Below are 22,300 nucleotides of genomic sequence, written 5' to 3' on the forward strand. Positions count from 1 at the left end.
GGTGGGATGAGCGACGGCGATAATAACTCCCGTCATTCCGGGGCGGCTCGAAGAGCCGAACTATGGCGCGCAATTGCGCGCCTGAGAATCTCGAGGTTCCGGGTGTGGTCCTTCGGACCATCCCGGAACGACGGCCGCGCCGTAAGGCACGGCCATCGCCTCCTCTCCGCCCTCGCTCTCTCCTTCATCCTCGCCATCATCGGCTTCGTCGGCTGGGTCTATTCCCTCGGCCCGCTGCCGCTCGACGAGGCGCGACGCGTCTCGACCACTGTCGTCGATCGCAACGGCAAGCTGTTGCGTGCCTACGCGATGGCGGATGGGCGCTGGCGTCTGCCTGTTGATGCCAAGACGAATGTTGATCCGACTTACCTGAAGCTGCTGTTCGCCTATGAGGACCAGCGCTTCTACGCCCATGACGGCATCGATCCGCTGGCGCTCGGGCGCGCGGCGGTGCAGCTCGGCACGCGCGGTCACATCGTGTCGGGCGGCTCGACCATCTCGATGCAGCTGGCCCGGCTGATGGAGCCGCGGCGGCAGCGCTCGCTTTACGCAAAGCTGCATCAGATCGTCCGCGCGATTGAGCTGGAGCGCAGCTTGAGCAAGGACGAGATCCTTAACCTCTACCTTGCGCTCGCGCCCTATGGCGGCAATCTCGAAGGCATTCGTGCCGCATCGATCGCTTATCTCGGCAAGGAGCCGAAGCGGCTGTCGCTGGCGGAAGCCGCGCTCCTGGTCGCGTTGCCGCAATCGCCGGAAACCCGTCGGCTCGACCGTTATCCCGACGCCGCGCGCATCGCGCGGGATCGCGTGCTCGACCGCATGGTCGAGGAGCATGTGGTCAGCATCGAGGATGCCAAGCAGGCCAAGGCCGTGCCAGTGCCAACGCTGCGCAAGCCAATGCCGATCCTGGCCCCGCATGCCTCCGACAACGCGCTGGCAACGGTCAAGGATGCGCCTGTTATCAAGCTGACGCTGGACTCAAATCTGCAGAAGGTGCTGGAGCCGCTTGCGCGCGACCGCGCCATTGCGCTGGGGCCGAACATCTCGGTCGGCATCATCGTCGTCGACGTCGAGAGCGGTGACGTGCTCGCTCGTGTCGGCTCGGCCGATTATTTCGATGTGAGCCGGGCGGGGCAGGTCGACATGACCCGCGCCATCCGCTCGCCGGGCTCGACGCTGAAACCGTTCATCTATGGCCTGGCTTTCGAGGACGGCTTCGTTCACCCCGACAGCCTGATCGACGATCGTCCGGTGCGCTTCGGCTCCTACGCGCCCGAAAACTTCGACATGACGTTCCAGGGCACCGTGCCGGTGAAGAAGGCCCTGCAGATGTCATTGAACGTGCCGGCCATCGTGCTGCTCGACCGCGTCGGCTCGAGCCGGCTGGCCTCGCGGCTGCGGCAGGCCGGCGGTAATCTGGTTCTGTCCAAGGACGAGTCGCCAGGGCTCGCGATGGGCCTCGGCGGTGTCGGCATTACGCTCCAGGATCTGGCGCAGCTTTATGCAGGCTTCGCTCGGCTCGGCACCACCAAGCCACTCCGCGAGATCATGGCCACCAAGGATGATCGCGAGCCGCTGCGGCTCTTGGACCCCGTGGCGGCCTGGCAGGTCGGCAACGTGCTGCTGGGAACCCCGCCGCCGGAGAACGCAGCCCATAACCGCATCGCCTTCAAGACCGGCACCTCCTATGGTTATCGCGATGCCTGGTCGGTGGGGTTCGACGGCCGCATGACCATCGGCGTCTGGGTCGGCCGGCCCGATGGCGCGCCGGTGCCCGGCCTGATCGGCCGCCTCGCCGCCGCGCCCATCCTGTTCGATGCCTTCGCGCGGACCGGCAAGACGTTGACCCCACTGCCAAAGCCCCCCAAGGGAACCCTCCTTGCCAGCAACGCCAAGTTGCCGTTGCCGCTGAAACGGTTCCGGCCTGTCGGAGAACTGGTCCGGACCGGCGGCGAGCAGGCGCTCCACATCCAGTTCCCGCTCAATGGCTCCCGGATCGATGTGGATCGGTCGGGCGGAGCGGAGGCGGCCGCCATGCCGGTCAAGGTCGCCGGCGGGGTACTGCCGATGACTGTCATGGTCAACGGAACGGCGCTCGGCGAGATCGACGGACGGCGCCAGCGCCTGATCGATCCGCCCGGTCCGGGCTTTGCACGGCTGACGGTGATCGACGCCACGGGCGCCGCGGACACAGTCGTCATTCGAATTCAATGAGAGCGGCTTAAGCGGTTGTGGCGACGGCGGTTTCAGCGTAAGCGGAACCAATGGCCGAGACCTATCCGACTCCCCGATTTGGAGCGCCCCGACAGCCGAAAACGCCCGTGAATCCGGGCAGTCGGCTTGTGCTGATGCTCGACTTTGTCACCGCCAGCCACGCCCGCGCCGTGGGCTTCCTGGTGCTGTGCGCGCTGCTGCTGTTTCTGCCGGGATTTTTCACCATCCCGCCCGTCGACCGCGACGAGGCACGGTTCGCGCAGGCCACCAAGCAGATGGTCGAGAGCCGCGACTATGTGGACATTCGCTTCCAGGAGGACGTTCGCTACAAGAAGCCGGTCGGCATCTACTGGTTGCAATCCGCGGCCGTCGAAGTGGCCACGGTGCTGAAGCTTCCCAAGGCCGAATTGCGCATCTGGGTCTATCGGCTGCCCTCGTTGATCGGTGCGATCGGCGCGGTGCTGATGACCTATTGGACGGCGCTGGGCTTCGTCACGCGGCGCGGGGCAGTGCTCGCCGCGCTGCTGATGGCCGCCTCCGTGCTGCTTGGTGTCGAGGCGCGCCTCGCCAAGACCGACGCTGTGCTGCTGTTCGCGGTGGTCGCCGCAATGGGCGCGATGTCACGCGCCTATCTGTCCTGGCAGCGTGCCGAGGACGAGGCCCATCCGCCCTGGAGCTGGCCGGCGATTTTCTGGACCGCGCTCGCGGTCGGCATTCTGATCAAGGGCCCGCTGATCCTGATGTTCGCAGGGCTCACCATCATCGCGCTCGCGATCCAGGATCGCGATGCCTCCTGGCTGTGGCGCTTGCGCCCGGTCTGGGGTCTGATGTGGGTGCTGGTGCTGGTGCTGCCCTGGTTCGTCGCGATCTTCTGGCGCGCCGGCGATGCCTTCTTTGCGGATTCCGTCGGCGGCGACATGCTGAGCAAGATTGGCGCGCAGGAATCCCATGGCGCGCCGCCCGGTGTCTATCTGGCGCTGTTCTGGATCACCTTCTGGCCCGGCGCGCCGCTTGCGGCGATGGCGGCGCCGGCGGTGTGGCGGGCGCGGCGCGAGCCCGGCGCACAATTCCTGCTGGCCTGGCTGATCCCGTCCTGGATCGTGTTCGAGGCGGTGCTGACCAAGCTGCCGCATTACGTGTTGCCGCTCTATCCCGCGATTGCGATCCTCACCGCCGGCGCGGTGGAGCGAAACGTGCTGTCGCGCTCGTGGCTCGCGCGCGGCTCGGCCTGGTGGTTCGTGATCCCTGCGGGCGGTTCGATCATCGCAGTCGTCGGCGCGGTGATGCTGACGCGGCAGCCGGCCTTCGTGGCCTGGCCGTTCATCGCGGCCTCGCTGATCTTCGGCCTGTTCGCCTGGTGGCTGTTCGACACCAATCGCGCCGAGCGCTCGTTGCTCAACGCGCTGGTCGCAGCGCTCATGCTGGCCGTCGCGGTCTACGGCATCGTGCTGCCGTCGTTGACGCCGCTGTTTCCGAGCATCGAGGTCGCGCGCGCGCTGCGCAACGTGACTTGCGTCGGGCCCAAGGCGGCCTCGGCCGGCTATGCCGAGCCGAGCCTTGTGTTCCTGACCGGCACCCAGACGCTGCTGACCGACGGATCGGGGGCTGCCGATTTCCTCAGGCAGGGAAGCTGCCGGTTTGCCCTGGTCGAGCAGCGCTCGGAGCGCAGCTTCGTGCAGCGCGCCGAGGCGATCGGGCTGCGCTACAAGGTCGGCGCGCGTATCGACGGCTATAATTTCTCGCAAGGGCGTGCGATCTCGATCTCGATCTTCCGTTCCGAGGGCCCTGACTAGGATGCCTGATACGGCCACCATCGCGCCGCGTGCGAGTTACCCCACGCAATTGGTCTCTGTCGTGGGACGGGCGCTCGCGCAGCTCGTGCGTTCGCCGTCGCATTCGCGCCGCGCTGCGGCTGCGCGAAAACTGGCGCGGCATTCGCTGTGGCTCAGCGCGGCGGGTGCCGCTTTGGTGATCGTTCTGATGCTCGCGTTCGATGGGACCGAGATCCAGCTGATGCCGGCTCGCGGCACGGCCTGGCTGTGGCCGATCCGCATCCTCACCGATTTCGGCAAGGACGAGAACGTGCTCTGGGTGCTGGGCGCAGCCTTGGTGGTCGTGGCGCTCGTCGCCAGCGGAATGCATGGCAGCCGCCGGGCGCTGCTGCTCGGCTTCGGGACGCGGCTGCAATATCTGTTTCTGTCTGTTGCGCTGTCGGTGTTCGTCACCGAGATCCTGAAATATCTCATCGGTCGCGGACGTCCGTTCGTCGGCGGCAAAGCCGATCCGTTCAATTTCATCCCGCTCGAAGGCACGGGGGCTTATGCCAGCCTGCCGTCGGGGCATGCGGTGACGGCGTTCGCGCTCGCCTTTGCGGTTTCGGCGCTTTGGCCGCGTCTGCGCGTGGTCATGTTCACTTACGCCGTTGTCATCCTGCTGACGCGCCTGGTGCTGCTGGCGCATCACCCGAGTGACGTCACGGCCGGTGCGCTGGTCGGCATGGTCGGCGCCATGGCGGTCCGCTATTGGTTTGCGGCGCGACGGCTCGCCTTCGCCATCCGCGCCGACGGCAGCATCGTGCCGCTTCCAGGAGCGCTTCCAGGGCGCCTCAAAAGGGTTGCCGGCGGCCCATCCGCCCCATAAAAGCGGCTGCTTCCCGGGCCAAGGGTTCCCGGGAACGGGCCAATCCAACCACGAGCTTTCGATTTGTCGTCGTCCCAGCCTTCGGTCTCCATCGTCGTCCCCGTGCGCAACGAAGCCGATAACATTGCGCCCCTGATCGAGGAGATCACGGCCGCGCTCGATGGCCGCTGGGCCTATGAGATCATCTATGTCAACGACGGCTCGACCGATGCGACCGGCGAGCGGCTCGCGGCGATCATGAGGCAGCGCGGCAATCTGCGGCAGCTTCGTCATTCAAAATCCGGCGGCCAGTCGGCCGCGGTTCGCAGCGGTGTGCGCGCGGCGCGCGGCGCGATCGTGGCGACGCTCGATGGCGACGGCCAGAACAATCCTGCTTTCCTGCCGGACCTGATCGCGGCGGTTGAGAAGGGCGTCAATGTCGGCCTTGCCGCCGGACAGCGCGTCGGGCGCAAGGACACCGGCTTCAAGAAGTTCCAGTCGCGGGTGGCCAACAGGATTCGCAGCGCCATCCTGAATGACGGCACCCGCGACACCGGCTGCGGACTGAAGGCGTTCCGCCGCGAGGTCTTCCTGATGATGCCCTATTTCGACGGGCTGCATCGCTTCCTGCCGGCGCTGATGCGCCGCGAAGGCTTCGATATCGCCTATGTCGACGTGGTCGACCGGCCCCGCCATTCCGGCGTGTCCAATTACGGCTTCTTCGACCGGCTATGGATCGGGATCATGGATCTCGCCGGCGTGTGGTGGTTGATCCGCCGCAAGAAGCCGACGCCGGAAGTAACTGAGGTGAACGCATGATCATCCAATACGGACAGGCGTTGAGCAATTATCTCTACGACGTCTTCGTCGCCAAGTTCGATTTCTGGCTGGCGTTCGGCCTGGTTGCGCAGCTGTTCTTCACCGCGCGTTTCCTGGTGCAGTGGATCGCGAGCGAGCGCGCCGGCAACAGCGTAGTGCCGATGGCGTTCTGGTTCTGCTCGATGGGCGGCGGCTTGATGACGCTGGTCTACGGCGTCGTCAAACGTGAGCCCGTCATCATCCTCGGACAGGCGCTGGCGACGATCATCTACGTCCGCAACATCATGCTGATCATCAAGAACCGCGGCCGCGCGTCGAAGACGTTGGATCGCTGATTCAGGGCTCGCGTCGATATGCAAATCTCCGGATCGGCATGGGCAAAATCCCGCTAGCTCTGTTCCTGTTGGTCCTCCTGGTCGGCCTGACCTTGCTCGGGCGCGGCCTTTTCGATCTGGGCGACACGATCGCTTTTCTTGCCAGGGCCGAGCAGACCGAAGCGCGCTTCGTCGGTGCCGTCGCACGAAGCGGTGGAAACCACGGCGGCACGTTTCTCCATCCGACCTTTCAATTCACCACACGCGACGGCCGCGTGATGACGTTCACCTCCCCATCCGGATCGACCGCACAGCCCTATGCCGATGGCGAGCCGGTCAGGATCGCCTACGATCCGCAGCGCCCCGGCGATGCTCGCCTGCTGTCGTTCCTGACATTGTGGATCGCCCCGACGCTGCTTTGCGCAGCGGGGCTGTTGCTGTCGGGCGGTGCCGTGCTGGTGCGCGCAGCCCTAGCGCGGCAGCGCCGTCGCGCCTGAGGCGGGCAGGGCTGATGTCTCCGCCTCGGAACGGCGATAGGGCTCGCCCGCCGCATCCAGCACAGGATAGGCGACCGAGCAGATATGCGAGTGGATGCGCCTGAGATCGCGCAGCACATCCAGGTGCAGCGATGTGGTCTCGATCGTCTCGGGCCGGCCCTCGCGCAGGCGGTCGAGATGGCGCTCGACGGCGGCGAGCTCGGTGTTCTTCAGCGCGGTCTTTTCCACCAGCAGCTTGCGGGCCTCGTTGGCATCGCCCGACATGAACACGCCGAAAGCGATCCGCAGCGAATCCATCGTGCGCTTGTGGAAGGCGGCGAGCTCGTCCGCGCCCTCGGGCGAGAACTGGAAGCGCCGCTTGATCTTCTTGGTGGCGAGCTCGCTCAGGTTCTTGTCGATGATATCGCCGATATGTTCGAGGTTGATGGCGAAGGAGATGATCTCCATCGCACGCCGGCCCTCGCTCTCGTCGAGGCTGCCGCGGGTCAGCTTGGTGACGTAGAGCTTGATGGCCTCGTCGAGGCCGTCGACGATGTTGTCCATCTTGGAGACCTGGTCGACCAGCGAACGATCGCCCGTCATCATCGCGGCCATCACCTTGCGCAGCATGGTCTCGACCAGATCGCCCATGCGCAGGGTTTCGCGGGCGGCGTCCGCAAGCGCCAGTGACGGAGTCTCCAGCGCGGTCTCATCGAGATAGCGCGGCCGGGCGGGATCGGTTTCCTGCACGCGATCGGGCAGCAGCCGGGTGAGCAGACGCGACAGGGTATCGAGCAGGCCGACGAAGAGGATGGCCGTGCCGACATTGAACGCGACATGGAAGGCGGCCGTCATCCGGGCAAGGTCCGGCTGCCAGGCGTGGATGTGATCCGCGATCGTGCCCAGGAAGGGCAGGACCAGTGCGATACCGACCACGCGGTTGACGAGATTGCCGACCGGCAGGCGGTAGCTCGCGGGGTCGTCGCGCTTGGTGCCTTCGAACACGGGATTGATGGCGCTGCCAAGATTGGCGCCAAGCACCAAAGCGAGAGCCGCATACGGCGTGATGAACTGCGAATAGGCCAGCGACATGATCAGCAGCACGCTGGCGACGCTCGAATGCACCAGCCAGGTGAGGAGGGCGGCAATCACGATGCAAAGGACGGGATCACCCGTGATCGCCGTCATCACCACCCGCATGCCGGGCGCATTCTCCGCCGGCGCCAGCGTGTCGAGCAGGATGTGCAGCGACAGCAGCATCAAGCCGAGGCCGATGCAGACGCGGCCGATGTCCTTGATCCGCGAGCGCGGGCCCGCGCGGAAGGCGACGAGGCCGAGCACGAATAGCACGGGCGCAACGGCGGCGATATTGAACGACAGCACCTGCACGATCAGGGTTGTGCCGACATTGGCCCCGAGCATGATGGCAAGCGCAGCGACGAGGCTCAGCAGACCCTCGGCGGCGAAAGAGCTGGTGAGCAGGGCCGTTGCCGTGCTGCTTTGGAGCAGCGCGGTGAGGCCAAGGCCGGCGGCGAAGGCGCTGAAGCGGTTGCCGAGGGCTTTGCCGAGCAGATGCCTGAGGTCAGGACCGAACGCACGCAAAATCCCGCTGTGGACCATATGCAGGCCCCACAGCAACAGCGCCACGCCACCCATCAGATCGAGCAGAACCAACGTACCCATTCTCCGTGTCCGGACCTGGAGTCGAAGGGGGCAGGCTAACGCCAAACGTCGGCGGATCAACCCCTTGTTGGCTCGTCGGCGTCAACGTCCGGTGCTCCTGCACGTTCTCGCGGCGCGCATTGGCGCGTGCGCAGGCGGAATGGCGCGTGAGCAGGCTCACATCGCCGCTTTGAGGGCAGCGAAGCCGCGGTCGAGATCGGCCTTGAGGTCGTCGACGCTCTCGAGCCCGATGTGGAGTCGCAGCGTCGGGCCGCCCGGTGCCCATTTGGTCGCGGTGCGGTAGGCATCGCAATCGAAGGGAATCGCCAGGCTTTCGAAACCGCCCCAGGAAAAACCCATGCCGAACAGCTTGAGCGTGTTCAGCATGGTGTCGACCGCCTTTTGCGGCGCGGGCTTCAGCACGATGCTGAACAGGCCGGAGGCGCCGGTGAAGTCGCGCTTCCAGATCGCGTGCCCCGGATCGGTCTCGAGCCCCGGATGCAGCACGCGCGCCACTTCCGGCCGGCCAGCGAGCCAGCGCGCCATCTCCAGACCCGAGCGATGATGCTGCGCGAGCCGCACCGACAGCGTGCGCAGGCCGCGCAGTGCGAGGAAGACATCGTCGGGGCCGGCGCAGACACCGAGCAGGCGGATGCCTTCGGCTATCTGCGGCCAGGCCCTGGCATTGGCCGAGATCGTGCCGAACATGATGTCGGAATGGCCGCCGATATATTTGGTGGCCGCCTGCATGGAGATGTCGACGCCCTGTTCGAGCGAGCGGTGATAGAGCGGCGTCGCCCAAGTGTTGTCGTCGACGACGAGCGCGTCCCGCCCATGCGCGACGTCGGCGATGGCGCGGATGTCAGGCATCTCGAAGGATTGCGAGCCTGGCGCCTCGACCAGCACGGCGCGGGTATTGGGCTTGAACAGCTTCTCGACGCCGGCGCCGATCAGCGGATCAAAATAGGTTGTCTGGACGCCGTAACGGGCGAGCATGCCGTTGCAGAAATTGCGTGAGGGCCGATAGATGTTGTCAACAACGAGGATGTGATCGCCGGTCTTCAGCACCGAGAGCAGGGTGGTGGAGATCGCCGAAAGGCCCGACGGCACGATGCCGACGCCGGCGCATTGCGGTCCCTCCAGCGCCATCAGCGTGTCCTGGAACGCCCTGGTGGTCGGGGTGCCGTGGCGGCCATAGGTGAACTCGCCGCGGTGGGCATGCAGGTCCTCGGCGGTGGGATAGAGCACGGTCGAGCCGTGGAACACGGGCGGATTGACGAACCCCTTCTGCGCCTTGGTGTCGCGACCGGAGGTGACCAGGCGGGTTTCGGCGTGCTGCTCTGCGGAGTGCGAGGAATCCATGCGTCTGCTTTCAAAAAAGCGTTTCCGCCGGGCGCGGACCGCACGGCCGGGGCGGCCTCGGGGCCGCGATCGTTAATAACAGAACACAGAAGAGTCCCGTCAACCCCTTGACCCGGCTCGCCAGTCGTTCTGTGATGCGCAGGTGCTATTCAGTCGCCGCATGTTGAGGGGCCTGCCGCGACCTTCGATCCTTCGTCTGACCGGACCTTGCGCCACAGCCACAGCGGCGGGCGCCAGCGGCGAGGATTAAGGTATGGCTCCCTGGGATGGGCGGGTGTTCGGCAAGGTTTTCCAGCATGACTCTTGCAAGGCGTGTCCTTGCAGGGATTCCGTTCCCGACCTTGAGATGACTTTGAAAGGCTTGAAGCCCATGAAACGTGTAACCCTGGCTCTCTCTCTTGCTCTCGCCGCCGGCCTCTCAGCCCAAGCTGCTGACGCGCAAACGCTCAAGACCATCAAGGATCGGGGCATGTTGTCCTGCGGCGTCAGCCAGGGCCTGCCCGGCTTCTCCTCGCCCGACGACAAGGGCAACTGGACCGGCATTGACGTCGACGTTTGCCGCGCGATCGCCGCCGCGGTCTTCAATGATCCGACCAAGGTCAAGTTCGTGTCGCTGTCTGCCAAGGACCGCTTCACGGCGCTCCAATCCGGCGAGATCGACGTGCTGTCGCGCAACACCACCTGGACGATATCGCGCGACACCTCGCTTGGCGCCAATTTCACCGGCGTGACTTATTATGACGGGCAGGGCTTCATGGTGAAGAAGTCGCTCAAGGTGAATTCAGCCCTGGAGCTCAACAGCGCCTCCGTCTGCGTCCAGACCGGCACCACCACCGAGCTGAACCTCGCCGACTACTTCAAGGCCAACAACATGAAGTATGAGGTGATCGCGTTCGGCACGATCGACGAGACCGTCAAGGCCTACGAGTCGGGGCGCTGCGACGTCTTCACCGACGATTCGTCCGGACTCTATGCCACCCGCCTGAAGCTGACGAATCCTGCCGATCACGTTGTGCTGCCCGAGATCATTTCCAAGGAGCCGCTGGGTCCGATGGTGCGTCACGGCGATGATCAGTGGTTCGACATCGTGAAATGGACGCTGTTTGCGATGGTCACGGCCGAGGAGCTCGGCATCACCCAGAAGAACGTCGACGAGATGGTGAAGTCCGACAAGCCGGAGCTGAAGCGGGTGCTCGGCACCGACGGCAATCTCGGCGAACAGCTTGGCCTTACCAAGGATTGGGTGATCCGGATCGTCAAGGCGGTCGGCAATTATGGAGAGTCGTTCGATCGCAACGTCGGCGCCGGCTCGCCGCTCAAGATCGCCCGCGGCGTCAACGCCCTCTGGTCCAAGGGCGGCCTGCAATACGCGCCGCCGATCCGCTGATCGGCAAAGCGAAGGCTGCGCCGATGGGCGTCGAGGCCCGGAAACCGCCACCGCAGATCGCGCTGAAGCTCCGGCGCGCGCTTGGTGGCAAGGCAGGCTGGAACGGCGTCGCCGTCCAGCTTGTCTTTGGCGCGATCCTGGCATGGATGGCCTATGAGATCATATCCAATGCCCGCACCAACCTGGAAACCCAGCACATTGCCGCGGGCTTCGGGTTCCTGCAAAACAGCGCCAGCTTCGACGTCAATCAGACCCTGATTTCCTATTCGGCGTCAGATACCTATTTCCGCGTGTTCCTGGTCGGCGTGCTGAACACGCTGCTGGTCTCGGTGGTCGGCATCTTCTTTGCCACCGTGATCGGTTTCGTCGTGGCGCTCTGCCGTCTGTCGCCGAACTGGCTGGTGTCGCGCGTCGGCGGCCTCTATGTCGAGGCGATCCGAAACCTGCCGCTGCTGTTCCAGATCCTGTTCTGGTATCTCGCCGTGCTCGCGGCGCTGCCGTCGCCGCGGCAAAGCGTGTCGGTCCTCGGCGCCTTCTTTCTCAACAATCGTGGTGTGATCGTGCCGTCGGCGCTGGGGCAGCCTGGCCTCGTTCCTTTCCTTGCCGCGCTGGCGCTCGGCCTTGTCGCGTCGCTGGCGTTGCGCAGCTACGCGAAGAGGGCGCTGTTCGGTCAGGGCCGCGTGATCCGGATCTGGCCATACGTACTGATTTTGCTTGTCGGATTGCCGCTCGCGACGATCCTTGCCTTCGGTCCTCCCGTCACGTTCGAATTTCCACAGCTGAAGGGATTCAACTTTGCCGGCGGGGCGCGGGTCATTCCGGAATTCGTCGCGCTGACAGTGGGGCTGTCGACCTATACCGCGGCCTTCATCGCCGAGATCGTGCGTGCAGGAATCCTCTCGGTCCACAAGGGGCAGATGGAGGCGGGCTCCTCGCTGGGCCTTAGCCGAGGCGCGACCTTGCGGCTGATCGTGGTGCCGCAAGCCATGCGCGTGATCGTGCCGCCGCTCACCAACCAGTACCTCAACCTGACCAAGAACTCGTCGCTTGCGGTCGCGATCGGTTATCCCGATCTCGTTTCGGTGTTCGCCGGCACGGCATTGAGCCAGACCGGACAGGCGATCGAGATCATCGCCATGACGATGGGCGTGTATCTGCTCACCTCGCTCGTCACCAGCGCCATCATGAGCGTCTATGGCTGGCGCATCAGCCGGAGCCTGGGTGCATGACCGATATCGTGGCGTCGTCCTATGTCCGACAGGACCTGGTTGCCGAGCGCCCGGCGCCGGTGAAGACCACCGGCTTTGCCGGCTTCGTCCGCACGCGCCTGTTGAACTCGCCGACCAATATCCTGCTGACCATCCTGGGCCTGTTGCTGATCTGGTACATCGTTGTTCCAAGCTTCAAGTTCCTGCTGGTCGATGCGGTCTGGAGCGGCAAGGACCGCACGGCCTGCCTTGCCGAGAATGTCGGTCATCCGGTCGGCGCCTGCTGGCCCTTTATCCAGGCCAAGTCCACGCAGCTTATCTACGGCTTCTATCCCGAGGCCGAACGCTGGCGGGTCACCCTGACCTTCGCGCTCGGCGCTGTGCTGCTTCTGCCGCTGCTGATTCCGCGGCTGCCGGCCAAGAGCGTGAATGCCGGACTGTTCTTCTTTGCGTTTCCCGCCGTTGCTTTCTTTCTGCTGCATGGCGGCGGCATCGCCGGCTTCGGCGTGAGCTGGGTTGCAGGCCTGCTGCAATTGTTCGCCGACAGCATCAGCGGAGCCGGTGCGGTTGTGGTCGGCCTGAGCAAGACCTCGGCCGTCGGCCCGCTGCTGTGGGCGATCGGCAGCGTCATCGCGCTGATCGGCACGTTGCTGCATTGGGTGATCTTTCCACTGACCTGGCTACGCGACCAGATGCAGGCGGCAGGACAGGGGCCCTGGCTCGACTTCCTGATCACGGCCGTGGTCGTCTCGGTGATCCTGTTCGTGCTCGGTGGCGGCGCGCGGGCCGGATTGCGGCCGTTGATCACAAGCCTCGCCACCTTCGCCGGAATTGCCGCGGTGATCAAGCTGATGGGGCTCGATCACGGCGGCTTGCCGATCGTCGATACGCGGCTGTGGGGCGGGCTGCTGGTGACACTGGTGATCGCCATTACCGGCATCGTGGCGTCCCTGCCGATCGGCGTCGCGCTCGCGCTCGGCCGGCGCTCGACCATTCCCCTGATCCGGATCTTCTCGATCACCTATATCGAGTTCTGGCGCGGGGTGCCGCTGATCACGGTGCTGTTCTTCGCGACCTACATGCTGCCCTTATTCCTGCCGGGCAACTTCACCGTCGACGGGCTGGTGCGCGCGCTGATCGGCGTTTCCCTGTTCACAGGCGCCTATCAGGCCGAGAACCTGCGCGGCGGTCTGGCAGCGGTGCCGCGCGGGCAGGGCGAGGCGGCCTCCGCGCTCGGCCTGTCCTGGTGGAAGACCACATCGCTGATCGTGCTGCCGCAGGCGCTGCGCCACGTCATTCCCGCCATCGTCAACAGCTTCATCTCGCTGTTCAAGGACACCTCGCTGGTGTCGATCGTCGCGCTGTTCGATCTGCTCGGCTCGCTGCGCGCCTCATTCGCCGATCCGGTCTGGACCACGCCATCGACCGCGTTCACCGGCTTTGCCTTCGTCGGCATCATCTACTTCATCTTCTGCTTTGGAATGTCCCGCTACTCGCTCTTCGTCGAGCACCGCCTCAACGCCCACCGCCGCAATTGATCGAGGCCACCATGTCCGACCCCATCGTCAAGATTTCCGGCCTGAACAAATGGTACGGCGAGTTTCACGTGCTCCGCGACATCGATCTCGACGTCAGCAAGGGCGAGCGCATCGTCATCTGCGGCCCCTCGGGCTCGGGCAAGTCGACCTTGATCCGCTGCATCAACGCGCTCGAGGAGTTCCAGGAGGGCGAGATCGTCGTCGACGGCATCGAGCTCGGGCCGAACCTCAAGCATGTCGACGCGGTGCGCCGCGAGGTCGGCATGGTGTTCCAGAGCTTTAACCTGTTTCCGCATCTCACCGTGCTCGACAATTGCACGCTGGCGCCGATCTGGGTCCGCAACATTCCCAAGAAGGATGCCGAAGCCACCGCGATGAAGTTCCTGGAGCGGGTCAAGATCCCGCACCAGGCCAACAAGTTTCCCGGCCAGATGTCCGGCGGCCAGCAGCAGCGCGTCGCCATCGCGCGCGCGCTGACCATGAACCCGAAGGTGATGCTGTTCGACGAGCCGACCTCGGCGCTCGATCCCGAAATGGTCAAGGAGGTGCTCGACACCATGGTCGACCTCGCCGAGGAAGGGATGACCATGCTGGTCGTCACCCACGAGATGGGCTTTGCCAAGGAAGTCGCCAACCGCGTGGTGTTCATGGACGCCGGCCAGATCATCGAGGCCAACACGCCGAACGAATTCTTCGCCGCGCCCCAACACGCCCGCACCAAGCTGTTCCTGAGCCAGATCCTGCGCTGAGCTAGGCAGCTGGAGCCGACCGATCGAGCTAGACGAACGGCAGCTTGATGTTGCTGCGCTTCTCCAGCCATTCCGGCACGGGCAGGTTCTTGGCCCGCATGAAGTCGGCATTGAACAGCTTCGACTGATAGCGGCTGCCGGAATCGCAGAGAATGGTGACGATGGTCTTGCCTGGTCCGAGCTGCTTGGCGAGCCGCATCGCGCCGACAATATTGATGCCGGTTGAGCCGCCGAGGCATAGGCCTTCGTGCTGCAGCAGCTCGTAGATCACACTCACAGCTTCCGCATCCGGAATGAGAAAGGCGTCATCGACCCTGGCGCTCTCGACGATCGCGGTTTTGCGGCCGAGCCCGATGCCTTCCGTGATGGAGTCGCCGGGCGTCGCCTTGGCTTCGCCGGTCCTGAAATATTCGAACATGCCGGCGCCGTGCGGATCGGCGCAGGCAATCCGGATGTCCTTGTTCTTTTCTTTCAGAAAACGGCTGACGCCGGCGAGCGTGCCGCCGCTGCCGACCGAACAGACGAAGCCGTCGATCTTGCCGCCGGTCTGCGCCCAGATCTCGGGACCGGTCGAGTCGTAATGCGCCTTGGCATTGTCGAGGTTGTTCCACTGGTCGGCGAACAGCACGCCGTTCGGCTCGGTCTTGCGCAGCTCGTCGGCAAGACGGCGGCCGACATGCTGGTAATTGTTCGGATTGGAATAGGGCAGCGCCGGCGATTCCAGCAGCTCGGCACCGCACAGCTTCAGAAAATCCTTCTTCTCCTGGCTCTGCGTCTCCGGGATCACGATCAGCGTACGATAGCCGCGCGCGCTCGCGACCACCGCGAGCCCAATGCCGGTGTTGCCGGCGGTTGCTTCCACCACGAGGCCGCCCGGCTTCAGCTCGCCGCGCTTCTCAGCCTCCAGGATCATCCATTTGCCGGCGCGGTCCTTGACCGACTGGCCGGGATTCATGAACTCGGCCTTGCCGAGAATGGTGCAGCCGGTCAGTTCGGATGCGCGCTTGAGCTTGATCAGCGGGGTGTTGCCGATGGCTTCGACAACGTCGTTTTTGATGGTCATGTCAGGCAATTACCGGCTGGGGGCGAGAAAGTCGTCAGAGCCTAAAGTAGGGTCGCCAGCCATACAAGGACCCCTTGCAAGGCGAGGGCCTTAACTCTCATTGCTGCTTTGCGAAGATGACCTGCCGGACGTCGATATTGCCGGACAGGAATCCGGCCTCGCAATAGGCGAGATAATACTCCCACAGCCGCCGGAACCGGTCGTCGAAGCCGAGGGGAGCGAGAGCCGGCCATGCCGCGCGGAAATTATTCCGCCAGGTGGCGAGCGTCTTGGCATAATCTTGCCCGAAGATGCGCTCACGGATGACGGGTATGCTGAACCTGTCCCCGAGCGATTTCAGCACGGCAGGCGAGGGCAGCATGCCGCCTGGAAAAACGTAGCGCTGGATGAAATCGACCTCGCGTCGGTAGCCCTGGAAGAGCCGGTCCTGGATCGTGATGGCCTGGATGCCTGCCAATCCGCCCGGCAGCAGGCGGTCGCGCAGCTGGGCGAAATAGCGCGGCCAGAATTGCTCGCCGACCGCCTCGATCATCTCGATGGAGGCAATCCGGTCGTAGCGATCGCGCTCGTCGCGATAATCCTGCAACCGGATCTCGACTTGTTCGGCAAGCCCTGCTTCGTGGATGCGCTTCTGCGCAAAATCGCGCTGCTCGGTCGAGATGGTCAGGCCGACGACGCGCGCGCCAAAGGTCTTGGCGGCGAATTCGGCAAAGCCACCCCAGCCGCAGCCGATCTCGAGCAGCTTCTGGCCGGGCTTCAGGTCGAGTGCCTCGGCGAGGCGGCGGTACTTGTTGGTTTGGGCTGCCGTGAGATCGGTGGTCGAGCCTTCGAACAGCGCCGACGAATAGGTCATGCTCGGATCGAGCCAGGCCGAGTAGAACGCATTGCCGATGTCGTAATGGGCGTGGATGTTGCGCCTCGCCTGGCGGCGCGTGTTGCGGTTGAACCAGTGCTGCACCATCTGCACGAACCGCATCAGCGGTTTGTCGCGCAGCATGGCCTGGATCAGGTCATGGTTGACGCAGAACAGGTACAGAAACTGCGTGAGATCAGGCGTGTCCCAATCGCCGGCGAGATAGGCTTCGGCAATGCCGATGTCGCCGCCGTTGATCAGGCGCGATGCGAAGCCGTAATTGTGCAGCCGCATCGCGGCTTCAGGACCCGGCTCGTGTCCGCCGAGCCGGATCACACGGCCGTCGGGCAGAGTGACGTCGAGCGTGCCGCGTCGCAGCCGCGACCCGAAGGCCAGCGCAAGGCGAACGATGCGCGGCAGGTCGGCGAACACTGTCTCGACGTCATCAGGTGTTACCGAAATGGCATTCGACATCGGCAGATCCATGGTCCCGACGGATACTGTCCAACCGCGAGCCGAGTGCGCCCATCCCGCTCTGTTGCTTGACCCGAGCGCCCCGCAAACGGTCAGCGATCAAATAATATAGGGGTGCGATTTGCCCTGCGCCAAGATGGTTTCGTCGCTGCGCTGCCCTGCGGCATCGGGGTGTGGCACCAGCCGCGCTCCTTTCAGCCAGAGCCGCAGCGCCTCCCAGTGGATCGCCGCCATCACCTTGAGGCTGACGAGCGGCAGGCTGAAGAACGATCGCAACAGGGCAGGCGTGGTCAGAGCCCGGCGGCGACCGCTGAAGGTCGCCGCGAGCAGCGGGCCGTCGTGGTCGGTCTCCAGGATGCGCAGCTTGACCGTGTCGGACGGCGGCAGCACCCGGAAATGGTAGCGCATCGCCATCGGCACGAAGGGCGAGACGTAGAACAGCTTGTCCTGTTGCTGCCGCAGACCCGCGGCATTCAGCTCGCCGGCCCCGACAGGCAACACGTACGGATGAATCTCGCCAAAGGTGTTGCGCACCTCGTAGATCACCAGCACCAGCTCGCCGGCGGTGTTACGGCAAAAATAGACCGAGAGTGGATTGAAGCCGTAGCCGAGCAGGCGGGGATAGCACAACAACTCGACCCGGCCGCCGTGGAGGTCGATGCCTTCAGCGGCAGCGCAGCGCTCCGCATAGGCGCGTAGCGAGGAGCCGTCGCGCGGGCCGTGATCCTTCTCGTGAAAACTGTAGAGCGCGGCGCGATTGACGCCGAACAGCGCCGACTGCCTGTTAGCCTCATCCAGCCGGTCGAGATCGATCAGGAGGCTCATGACGCGGTAGCTGAAGCGATGGCCCGTCGGCTTCAGCCGCGCGTGCATAACGTCGCCGAAATAGAGCGCGGCGGCATCCGATGCCGGAAGGGCTGTCCTCGCCATCGCGCTACTCCGCCGCCTCCGCCAGCTCGACGGGGCCCGTGCGCCAGGGCGCAGTCACCCCCAGCGCTTCGGCAACCGAAAGGCCCGAGCGCAAGCCGTCCTCGTGAAAGCCGTAGCCGGTCCAGGCGCCGCAAAACCAGGTGTGCCGCGGGCCTTGGATCTCCGCCAGGCGCTTCTGGGCTGCAAAGGCCGCCGCATTGTACTGCGGATGCTCGCACAGATATTGACCGAAGGTGAGCTCGGGCGCGGGTTCGAAGGGCGGGTTGAGGCTGACGAACAACGGCTTGTCGGCGTCGATCCCTTGAAGCCGGTTCATCCAGTAGGTCACCGCGACGTCGTTCATCGCCGCTCCCTCGCGCTGCCAGCGCAGGAAATTCCAAGACGCCCAGGCGCGGCGCCGCTTCGGCATCAGCCTGACGTCGCGATGCAGATAGACCTTGTTCGGAGAATAGTTGATGGCGCCGAGGATGTCGCGCTCGCGCTTGTCTGCATCAGACAGCATCGCGAGCGCCTGGTCACTATGCGCTGCGATCACCACATGGTCGAAACTCTCGTGCCGGCCGTGGCTGTCACCGACCACGACGCCGTGCGACGTGCGCGCGATCGAGGTCACGGCGCAGCCGAGCCGGATGCGGTCCCTGAACGCGGCCTGGAGCCGCCCGACATAGGTCTGGCTGCCGCCCCTCACCGTGCGCCAGACCGGCCGGTCGTAGTGCAGCAGGCGATGATTGTCGAAGAAAGCGACGAAGTTCTCGGCCGGAAAGTCTAGTATGTCGTGCGCAGGAGCCGACCAGATCGCAGCGCCCATGGGGGCGAGATAGTCGGTCAGAAGTCGCTTGGAGAACCGCCGCTGGCGGAAATAGGCGCCGAGCGTCAGTCCGCTGAGGCGGCCGCTCCGAAGGTCGTCGATACTTTGGCGGCCGAACGCCGGGATCTCCGTCAGCATCCGCAGGTAGGACGGGGAGAGCAGATTGGCCGGTTGGGCAAACAGGCCGGCCCCGGTCGCCCACCAATCATTGCCACCGCCGCGCCATTCGAAACGGCCACCGTCGGCGGACACCGCAAAACTCATGCAGCTTGCGACCGTCGCAACGCCGAGATGGGCGAACATTGCGGTCAGATCGGGATAGTTGAGCTCGTTGTAGACGATGAAGCCGATATCCACGGTTACAGGCGTGCCCTGATAGTCGATGGTGACGGTGTGGCTGTGGCCGCCTGGACGCAGCTCGCGCTCATAGATCGTCACCGGGTAGCGCTGGGAAAGCGTCCAGGCCGCCGTGTTGCCGGCGATGCCCGTTCCGATGACCGCGATGCGCATGCGTCAATGTCCCTGCCTCGTGCTGGACAAGCTACGATGCGTTGCGGCGGGGGTTTCAGTGGAGAGCAGGCCCTTGGCTTTGCGTCTTCGGGGCCACTGTGGCTGCAATATCACATGAAATCTTTGTAAGCTTGATGTGTTTCCGGACCTTTCTGGAATCGAAAAAGCCGCTGCAAGACAGGGATCTTCTTCATTCCGACGATCGGATCGCGGGCGTGATCGGCTGTGCGTTTCGCGGGTGCGGGACTGTCCCGCAGTTCCGCGCCCGGCTAGTATGAATCTCCGGTTCCGCAGAAAGCATCACGTTGTGAACGAGTTACAGAATGGCCTCCGGCCGCCCGCCCGCCTATCGGCTCGTCCGGCCGCGCGGGAGCGGCATGACCTGCCCGTCGGGGGGTGGATGTGACACAGCGGGTTCCGGCCCTTGTCAGGCGGCAAGTCCTTGGGCAAGTCCTCGGGCAAGTCCTCGGGGCTGCCCCCCGAATGCTGCGTGCGGTCGCCGTGCTATTCCTGGCCTCGAGCTCGGGCGCCTGCGTGTTGACCCAGGACCTTCCCGATCCCGCGCTCGATGTCCCCACGCAGTACAAATATGCCGGGAAGGCGGACGCACCGCCCTCGTTGGATTGGTGGCGCGGCTTCCGCTCGGCCGAGCTGACGCAGCTGATGGAAGAGGCGCAGACCGTCAACCTCGATATCGCTGCCGCGGTCGCCCGCATCGTCGAGGCCGATGCGCAGGCGCGCCAGGCGGGCGCGGCGCTGTTGCCGAGCCTGTCGGGAACGGGACAAGAGACTTATTCGCGCACCTCCGGCTCCTCGGCTTCGGGGCTTACCAATGGCGGCCGTGAGGTCGTCAACTACCAGGCGTCGCTGAGCGCGAGCTATCAGCTCGACTTCTGGGGCCAGAACCGCGATGCGCTGCAAACGGCGGAGGAGACCGCCAAGGCCAACCGCTTCGATCGCGACACCGTCGCGCTGACGACGCTCGCCGCCGTTGCCAATGCTTATTTCCAGGTGCTGGCCTCACAGGACCGCCTGCGCACCGCCCAGCGCAACATCGCCAGCGCCCAGCGCATCCTCGATGCCATCCGCGAGCGCCGCAAGGCCGGGACGGGGACCGACCTCGACGTCGCCCAGCAGGAGAGTGTGCTCGCCAACCAGAAGGCGTTGGTGCCGCCCTTGCGCCAGACCCTCGACCAGAACGCCAATGCGCTTGCCGTGCTGGTGTCGCGCCCGCCGGAGAGCGTGCGCCTTGCCGGCGGCTCGCTGGACCGGATCGCCATTCCGCGTGTCACGCCCGGGCTGCCGTCGGAGTTGCTGACGCAGCGGCCTGATATCCGCCGGCAGGAGGCGCAGCTCGCCTCCGCCACCGCGAATATCGGCAACGCCCGCGCGCAGTTCTTCCCGAGCATCCAGCTCACCGGCAATGGCGGCTATCAGAGCTCGGCGCTGTTTTCGCTGTTCCAGCCGCACGCGGCGTTCTTCCAGCTGGTCGGCAGCGCGACCCAGCCGATCTTCGACGGCGGCAAGATCCTCGGCAATTTCGAATATGCCAAGGCGCGGCAGGACGAACTGCTGCAGACCTACCGCAAAACCATCGTCCAGGCCTTCACCGACGTCGACAACGCACTATTTTCAATCAAGCAGACCACGATCAAGCTGCAATTGCAGCGCGACGTGGTCAACGCCTCGCGGCGCGCCTTCGATCTCGCCGAGCAGCAGCTGCGCGCCGGCACGGCCGATATCGTGACCGTGCTCAACACCCAGCTGACGCTGTTCCAGGCCGAAGACACCCTGTCACAGGCGCAGCTCGCACGGCTTCTTGCCATCGTGAGCCTGTATCAGGCGCTCGGCGGCGGCTGGGAGCCGCGAATGGAGAAACCGGTCAATGCTCTTTAAGCCGGATACAAAGGACGGCGCGAAAGCGGGGATGGCGAAGAAGTCGCGCGGCCGCGGCTTTGTCATGACTCTGATCACGCTCGCGATCCTCGGCGGTCTCGGCTATCTCGGCTGGATCGCGTGGCATCAGAAGCCGGCAAATGACCGCAACGCTCGGCCCGATCTGCCGGTGCCTGTGCTGGCGGCGACGCCGCGCGTGCAGGACGTGCCGGTCTATCTCGACGGCGTCGGCGCCATCCGCGCGCTCAACACGGTCACCGTGCGCTCCCAGGTCGACGGCAAGCTGATCGCGGTGAAGTTCACCGAAGGCCAGGACGTCAAAAAGGGCGACGTGCTCGGCGAGATCGACCCCGCGCTCTACCAGGCGACCTATGACCAGGCCGTAGCCAAGAAGGCACAGGACGAGGCCCAGCTCGCCAACCAGCGCATCGACCTTGCGCGCTACGAGCAGTTAGCTGCCTCCAATGCCGGCTCCAAGCAGCAGGCCGACACCCAGCGCGCTGCGGTCGCGCAGACCGAGGCGTTGGTCAAGGCCGACCAGGCCGCAATCGACAATGCGGCGGCGACGCTGAGCTACACCAAGATCGTGGCGCCGCTGTCGGGCCGCGCCGGCCTGCGCCAGGTCGACCAGGGCAACATCATCCACGCCTCCGACACCACCGGCCTCGTCGTCATCACCCAATTGCAGCCGATCGCGGTGTGGTTCAGCCTGCCGCAGCAGCAAATCATGCGCGTCAATGCCGCTGCCGCGAAGGGCGCGCTGTCGGTCGACGTGTTCGGCAATGACGGCGTCACCGTGATCGACACCGGCAAGCTCACCGGCATCGACAACCAGGTCGACCAGACCACCGGCACGCTGAGGCTCAAGGCGGAATTCCCCAACGCCAATTACCAGCTCTGGCCCGGGCAGTTCGTCAATGTCCGCCTCAAGGTCGAAACGCTGAACCAGGCGCTGGTGGTGCCGACCTCGGCGGTGCAGCGCGGGCCGATCGGCACGTTCAGCTACGTCATCGGCGAGGACAACGTCGTGACGGCCAAGCCTGTCACGGTGACGCAGCAGAACGAGCGTGATGCGGTGATTGCGAGCGGCCTGACGCCGAACGATCGGGTCGTAACCACCGGTTTTGCCAATCTGTCCGACGGCTCCAAGGTCAGCGTCGGCCGCGACGAGCAGACGCCGTCGGCCGACCTCGCTCCGCGCAAGCGCACGCGCGCTCCGCAAGCCGACGGCAAGGGCGGTCAGGCGAAGGAGGGCCAGAAGGACGGACAAGGCAAGGACGGCGAATTCCGCGCCAAGCGGAACAGCAGCGAAGGCGACCAGAAGGGCCAGACGGGCCCAGCGCCGGGGCCGGGGGCTCAACCATCGGGGGCTCAATCATCCGGATCTGGAGCCAAGCAGCCATGATCCCGGCAACAGC

Annotated in this window: 18 protein-coding genes; 12 read left to right on the plus strand and 6 right to left on the minus strand. The window is 65.0% G+C overall.

The features are described 5' to 3' along the window. The first annotated feature begins 6 nt into the window (after nucleotides 1-6). From pbpC to XH80_RS11900, 6 genes are all read left to right on the plus strand, one after another. Nucleotides 7-2,214 (plus strand): penicillin-binding protein 1C, encoded by a 2,208-nt coding sequence (pbpC, locus tag XH80_RS11875; RefSeq protein ID WP_271598754.1) that lies wholly within the window; start codon nucleotides 7-9, stop codon nucleotides 2,212-2,214. A gap of 50 nt (nucleotides 2,215-2,264) precedes the next feature. Continuing rightward, nucleotides 2,265-4,007 (plus strand): ArnT family glycosyltransferase, encoded by a 1,743-nt coding sequence (locus XH80_RS11880; protein ID WP_271598755.1) that lies wholly within the window; start codon nucleotides 2,265-2,267, stop codon nucleotides 4,005-4,007. A 1-nt stretch (nucleotide 4,008) separates the two neighbouring features. Continuing rightward, complete coding sequence (locus XH80_RS11885) at nucleotides 4,009-4,854, plus strand: phosphatase PAP2 family protein (RefSeq protein WP_271598756.1); 846 nt, start codon at nucleotides 4,009-4,011, stop codon at nucleotides 4,852-4,854. Nucleotides 4,855-4,917: 63 nt separating this feature from the next. Beyond that, nucleotides 4,918-5,652 (plus strand): glycosyltransferase family 2 protein, encoded by a 735-nt coding sequence (locus tag XH80_RS11890; RefSeq protein ID WP_220004778.1) that lies wholly within the window; start codon nucleotides 4,918-4,920, stop codon nucleotides 5,650-5,652. Further along, complete coding sequence (locus XH80_RS11895) at nucleotides 5,649-5,987, plus strand: lipid-A-disaccharide synthase N-terminal domain-containing protein (protein ID WP_027557997.1); 339 nt, start codon at nucleotides 5,649-5,651, stop codon at nucleotides 5,985-5,987. Before XH80_RS11890 ends, XH80_RS11895 begins: the two co-directional genes overlap by 4 nt. Nucleotides 5,988-6,025: 38 nt before the next feature. Further along, entirely contained in the window at nucleotides 6,026-6,463 is a 438-nt protein-coding gene (locus XH80_RS11900) for a DUF3592 domain-containing protein (RefSeq protein ID WP_271598757.1), read from the plus strand. Here XH80_RS11900 and XH80_RS11905 read toward each other — a convergent pair. Continuing rightward, complete coding sequence (locus XH80_RS11905; protein ID WP_271598758.1) at nucleotides 6,437-8,125, minus strand: Na/Pi cotransporter family protein; 1,689 nt, start codon at nucleotides 8,123-8,125, stop codon at nucleotides 6,437-6,439. The two genes, XH80_RS11900 and XH80_RS11905, sit on opposite strands and share 27 nt — an antisense overlap. A gap of 156 nt (nucleotides 8,126-8,281) precedes the next feature. After that, a complete protein-coding gene (metC, locus tag XH80_RS11910; protein ID WP_271598759.1) occupies nucleotides 8,282-9,466 on the minus strand; it encodes a cystathionine beta-lyase in 1,185 nt (394 codons plus the stop codon). A gap of 370 nt (nucleotides 9,467-9,836) precedes the next feature. On the opposite strand from metC, the gene XH80_RS11915 reads away from it, so the two are divergent. From XH80_RS11915 to XH80_RS11930, 4 genes are read left to right on the plus strand one after another with little or no spacing between them, the layout of a single operon-like run. Next, complete coding sequence (locus XH80_RS11915; protein ID WP_271598760.1) at nucleotides 9,837-10,853, plus strand: amino acid ABC transporter substrate-binding protein; 1,017 nt, start codon at nucleotides 9,837-9,839, stop codon at nucleotides 10,851-10,853. 23 nt (nucleotides 10,854-10,876) lie between these two features. Beyond that, a complete protein-coding gene (locus XH80_RS11920) occupies nucleotides 10,877-12,082 on the plus strand; it encodes an amino acid ABC transporter permease (protein WP_271598761.1) in 1,206 nt (401 codons plus the stop codon). Next, the gene (locus XH80_RS11925; protein ID WP_271598762.1) at nucleotides 12,079-13,599 is read left to right on the plus strand and encodes an amino acid ABC transporter permease; all 1,521 of its coding nucleotides are present in this window, start codon (nucleotides 12,079-12,081) and stop codon (nucleotides 13,597-13,599) included. The genes XH80_RS11920 and XH80_RS11925 overlap by 4 nt, the downstream gene beginning before the upstream one ends. Before the next feature lie 11 nt (nucleotides 13,600-13,610). Continuing rightward, entirely contained in the window at nucleotides 13,611-14,348 is a 738-nt protein-coding gene (locus tag XH80_RS11930) for an amino acid ABC transporter ATP-binding protein (RefSeq protein ID WP_271598763.1), read from the plus strand. Nucleotides 14,349-14,376: 28 nt separating this feature from the next. On the opposite strand, the gene XH80_RS11935 is transcribed toward XH80_RS11930, so the two are convergent. From XH80_RS11935 to XH80_RS11950, 4 genes are all read right to left on the minus strand, one after another. Continuing rightward, nucleotides 14,377-15,411: a cysteine synthase A gene (locus tag XH80_RS11935; RefSeq protein ID WP_057754892.1), complete on the minus strand. Its 1,035-nt coding sequence runs from the start codon at nucleotides 15,409-15,411 to the stop codon at nucleotides 14,377-14,379. A gap of 97 nt (nucleotides 15,412-15,508) precedes the next feature. Next, nucleotides 15,509-16,738: an SAM-dependent methyltransferase gene (locus XH80_RS11940; protein WP_271598764.1), complete on the minus strand. Its 1,230-nt coding sequence runs from the start codon at nucleotides 16,736-16,738 to the stop codon at nucleotides 15,509-15,511. Between the two features lie 99 nt (nucleotides 16,739-16,837). Continuing rightward, complete coding sequence (locus XH80_RS11945) at nucleotides 16,838-17,668, minus strand: DUF1365 domain-containing protein (RefSeq protein ID WP_271598765.1); 831 nt, start codon at nucleotides 17,666-17,668, stop codon at nucleotides 16,838-16,840. A 4-nt stretch (nucleotides 17,669-17,672) separates the two neighbouring features. Next, nucleotides 17,673-18,986, minus strand: a complete 1,314-nt coding sequence (locus XH80_RS11950; protein WP_271598766.1) for an NAD(P)/FAD-dependent oxidoreductase — start codon at nucleotides 18,984-18,986, stop codon at nucleotides 17,673-17,675. Between the two features lie 483 nt (nucleotides 18,987-19,469). On the opposite strand from XH80_RS11950, the gene XH80_RS11955 reads away from it, so the two are divergent. Both XH80_RS11955 and XH80_RS11960 read left to right on the plus strand, forming a co-directional pair. After that, nucleotides 19,470-20,882, plus strand: coding sequence for an efflux transporter outer membrane subunit (locus XH80_RS11955; RefSeq protein ID WP_271598767.1), 1,413 nt, complete (start codon nucleotides 19,470-19,472; stop codon nucleotides 20,880-20,882). Continuing rightward, nucleotides 20,872-22,287: an efflux RND transporter periplasmic adaptor subunit gene (locus XH80_RS11960; RefSeq protein ID WP_271598768.1), complete on the plus strand. Its 1,416-nt coding sequence runs from the start codon at nucleotides 20,872-20,874 to the stop codon at nucleotides 22,285-22,287. The genes XH80_RS11955 and XH80_RS11960 overlap by 11 nt, the downstream gene beginning before the upstream one ends. Nucleotides 22,288-22,300 lie beyond the last annotated feature (13 nt).

Origin of the sequence: Bradyrhizobium sp. CCBAU 45384 (genome assembly GCF_028128665.1) — a bacterium.
Classification (GTDB): domain Bacteria; phylum Pseudomonadota; class Alphaproteobacteria; order Rhizobiales; family Xanthobacteraceae; genus Bradyrhizobium; species Bradyrhizobium manausense.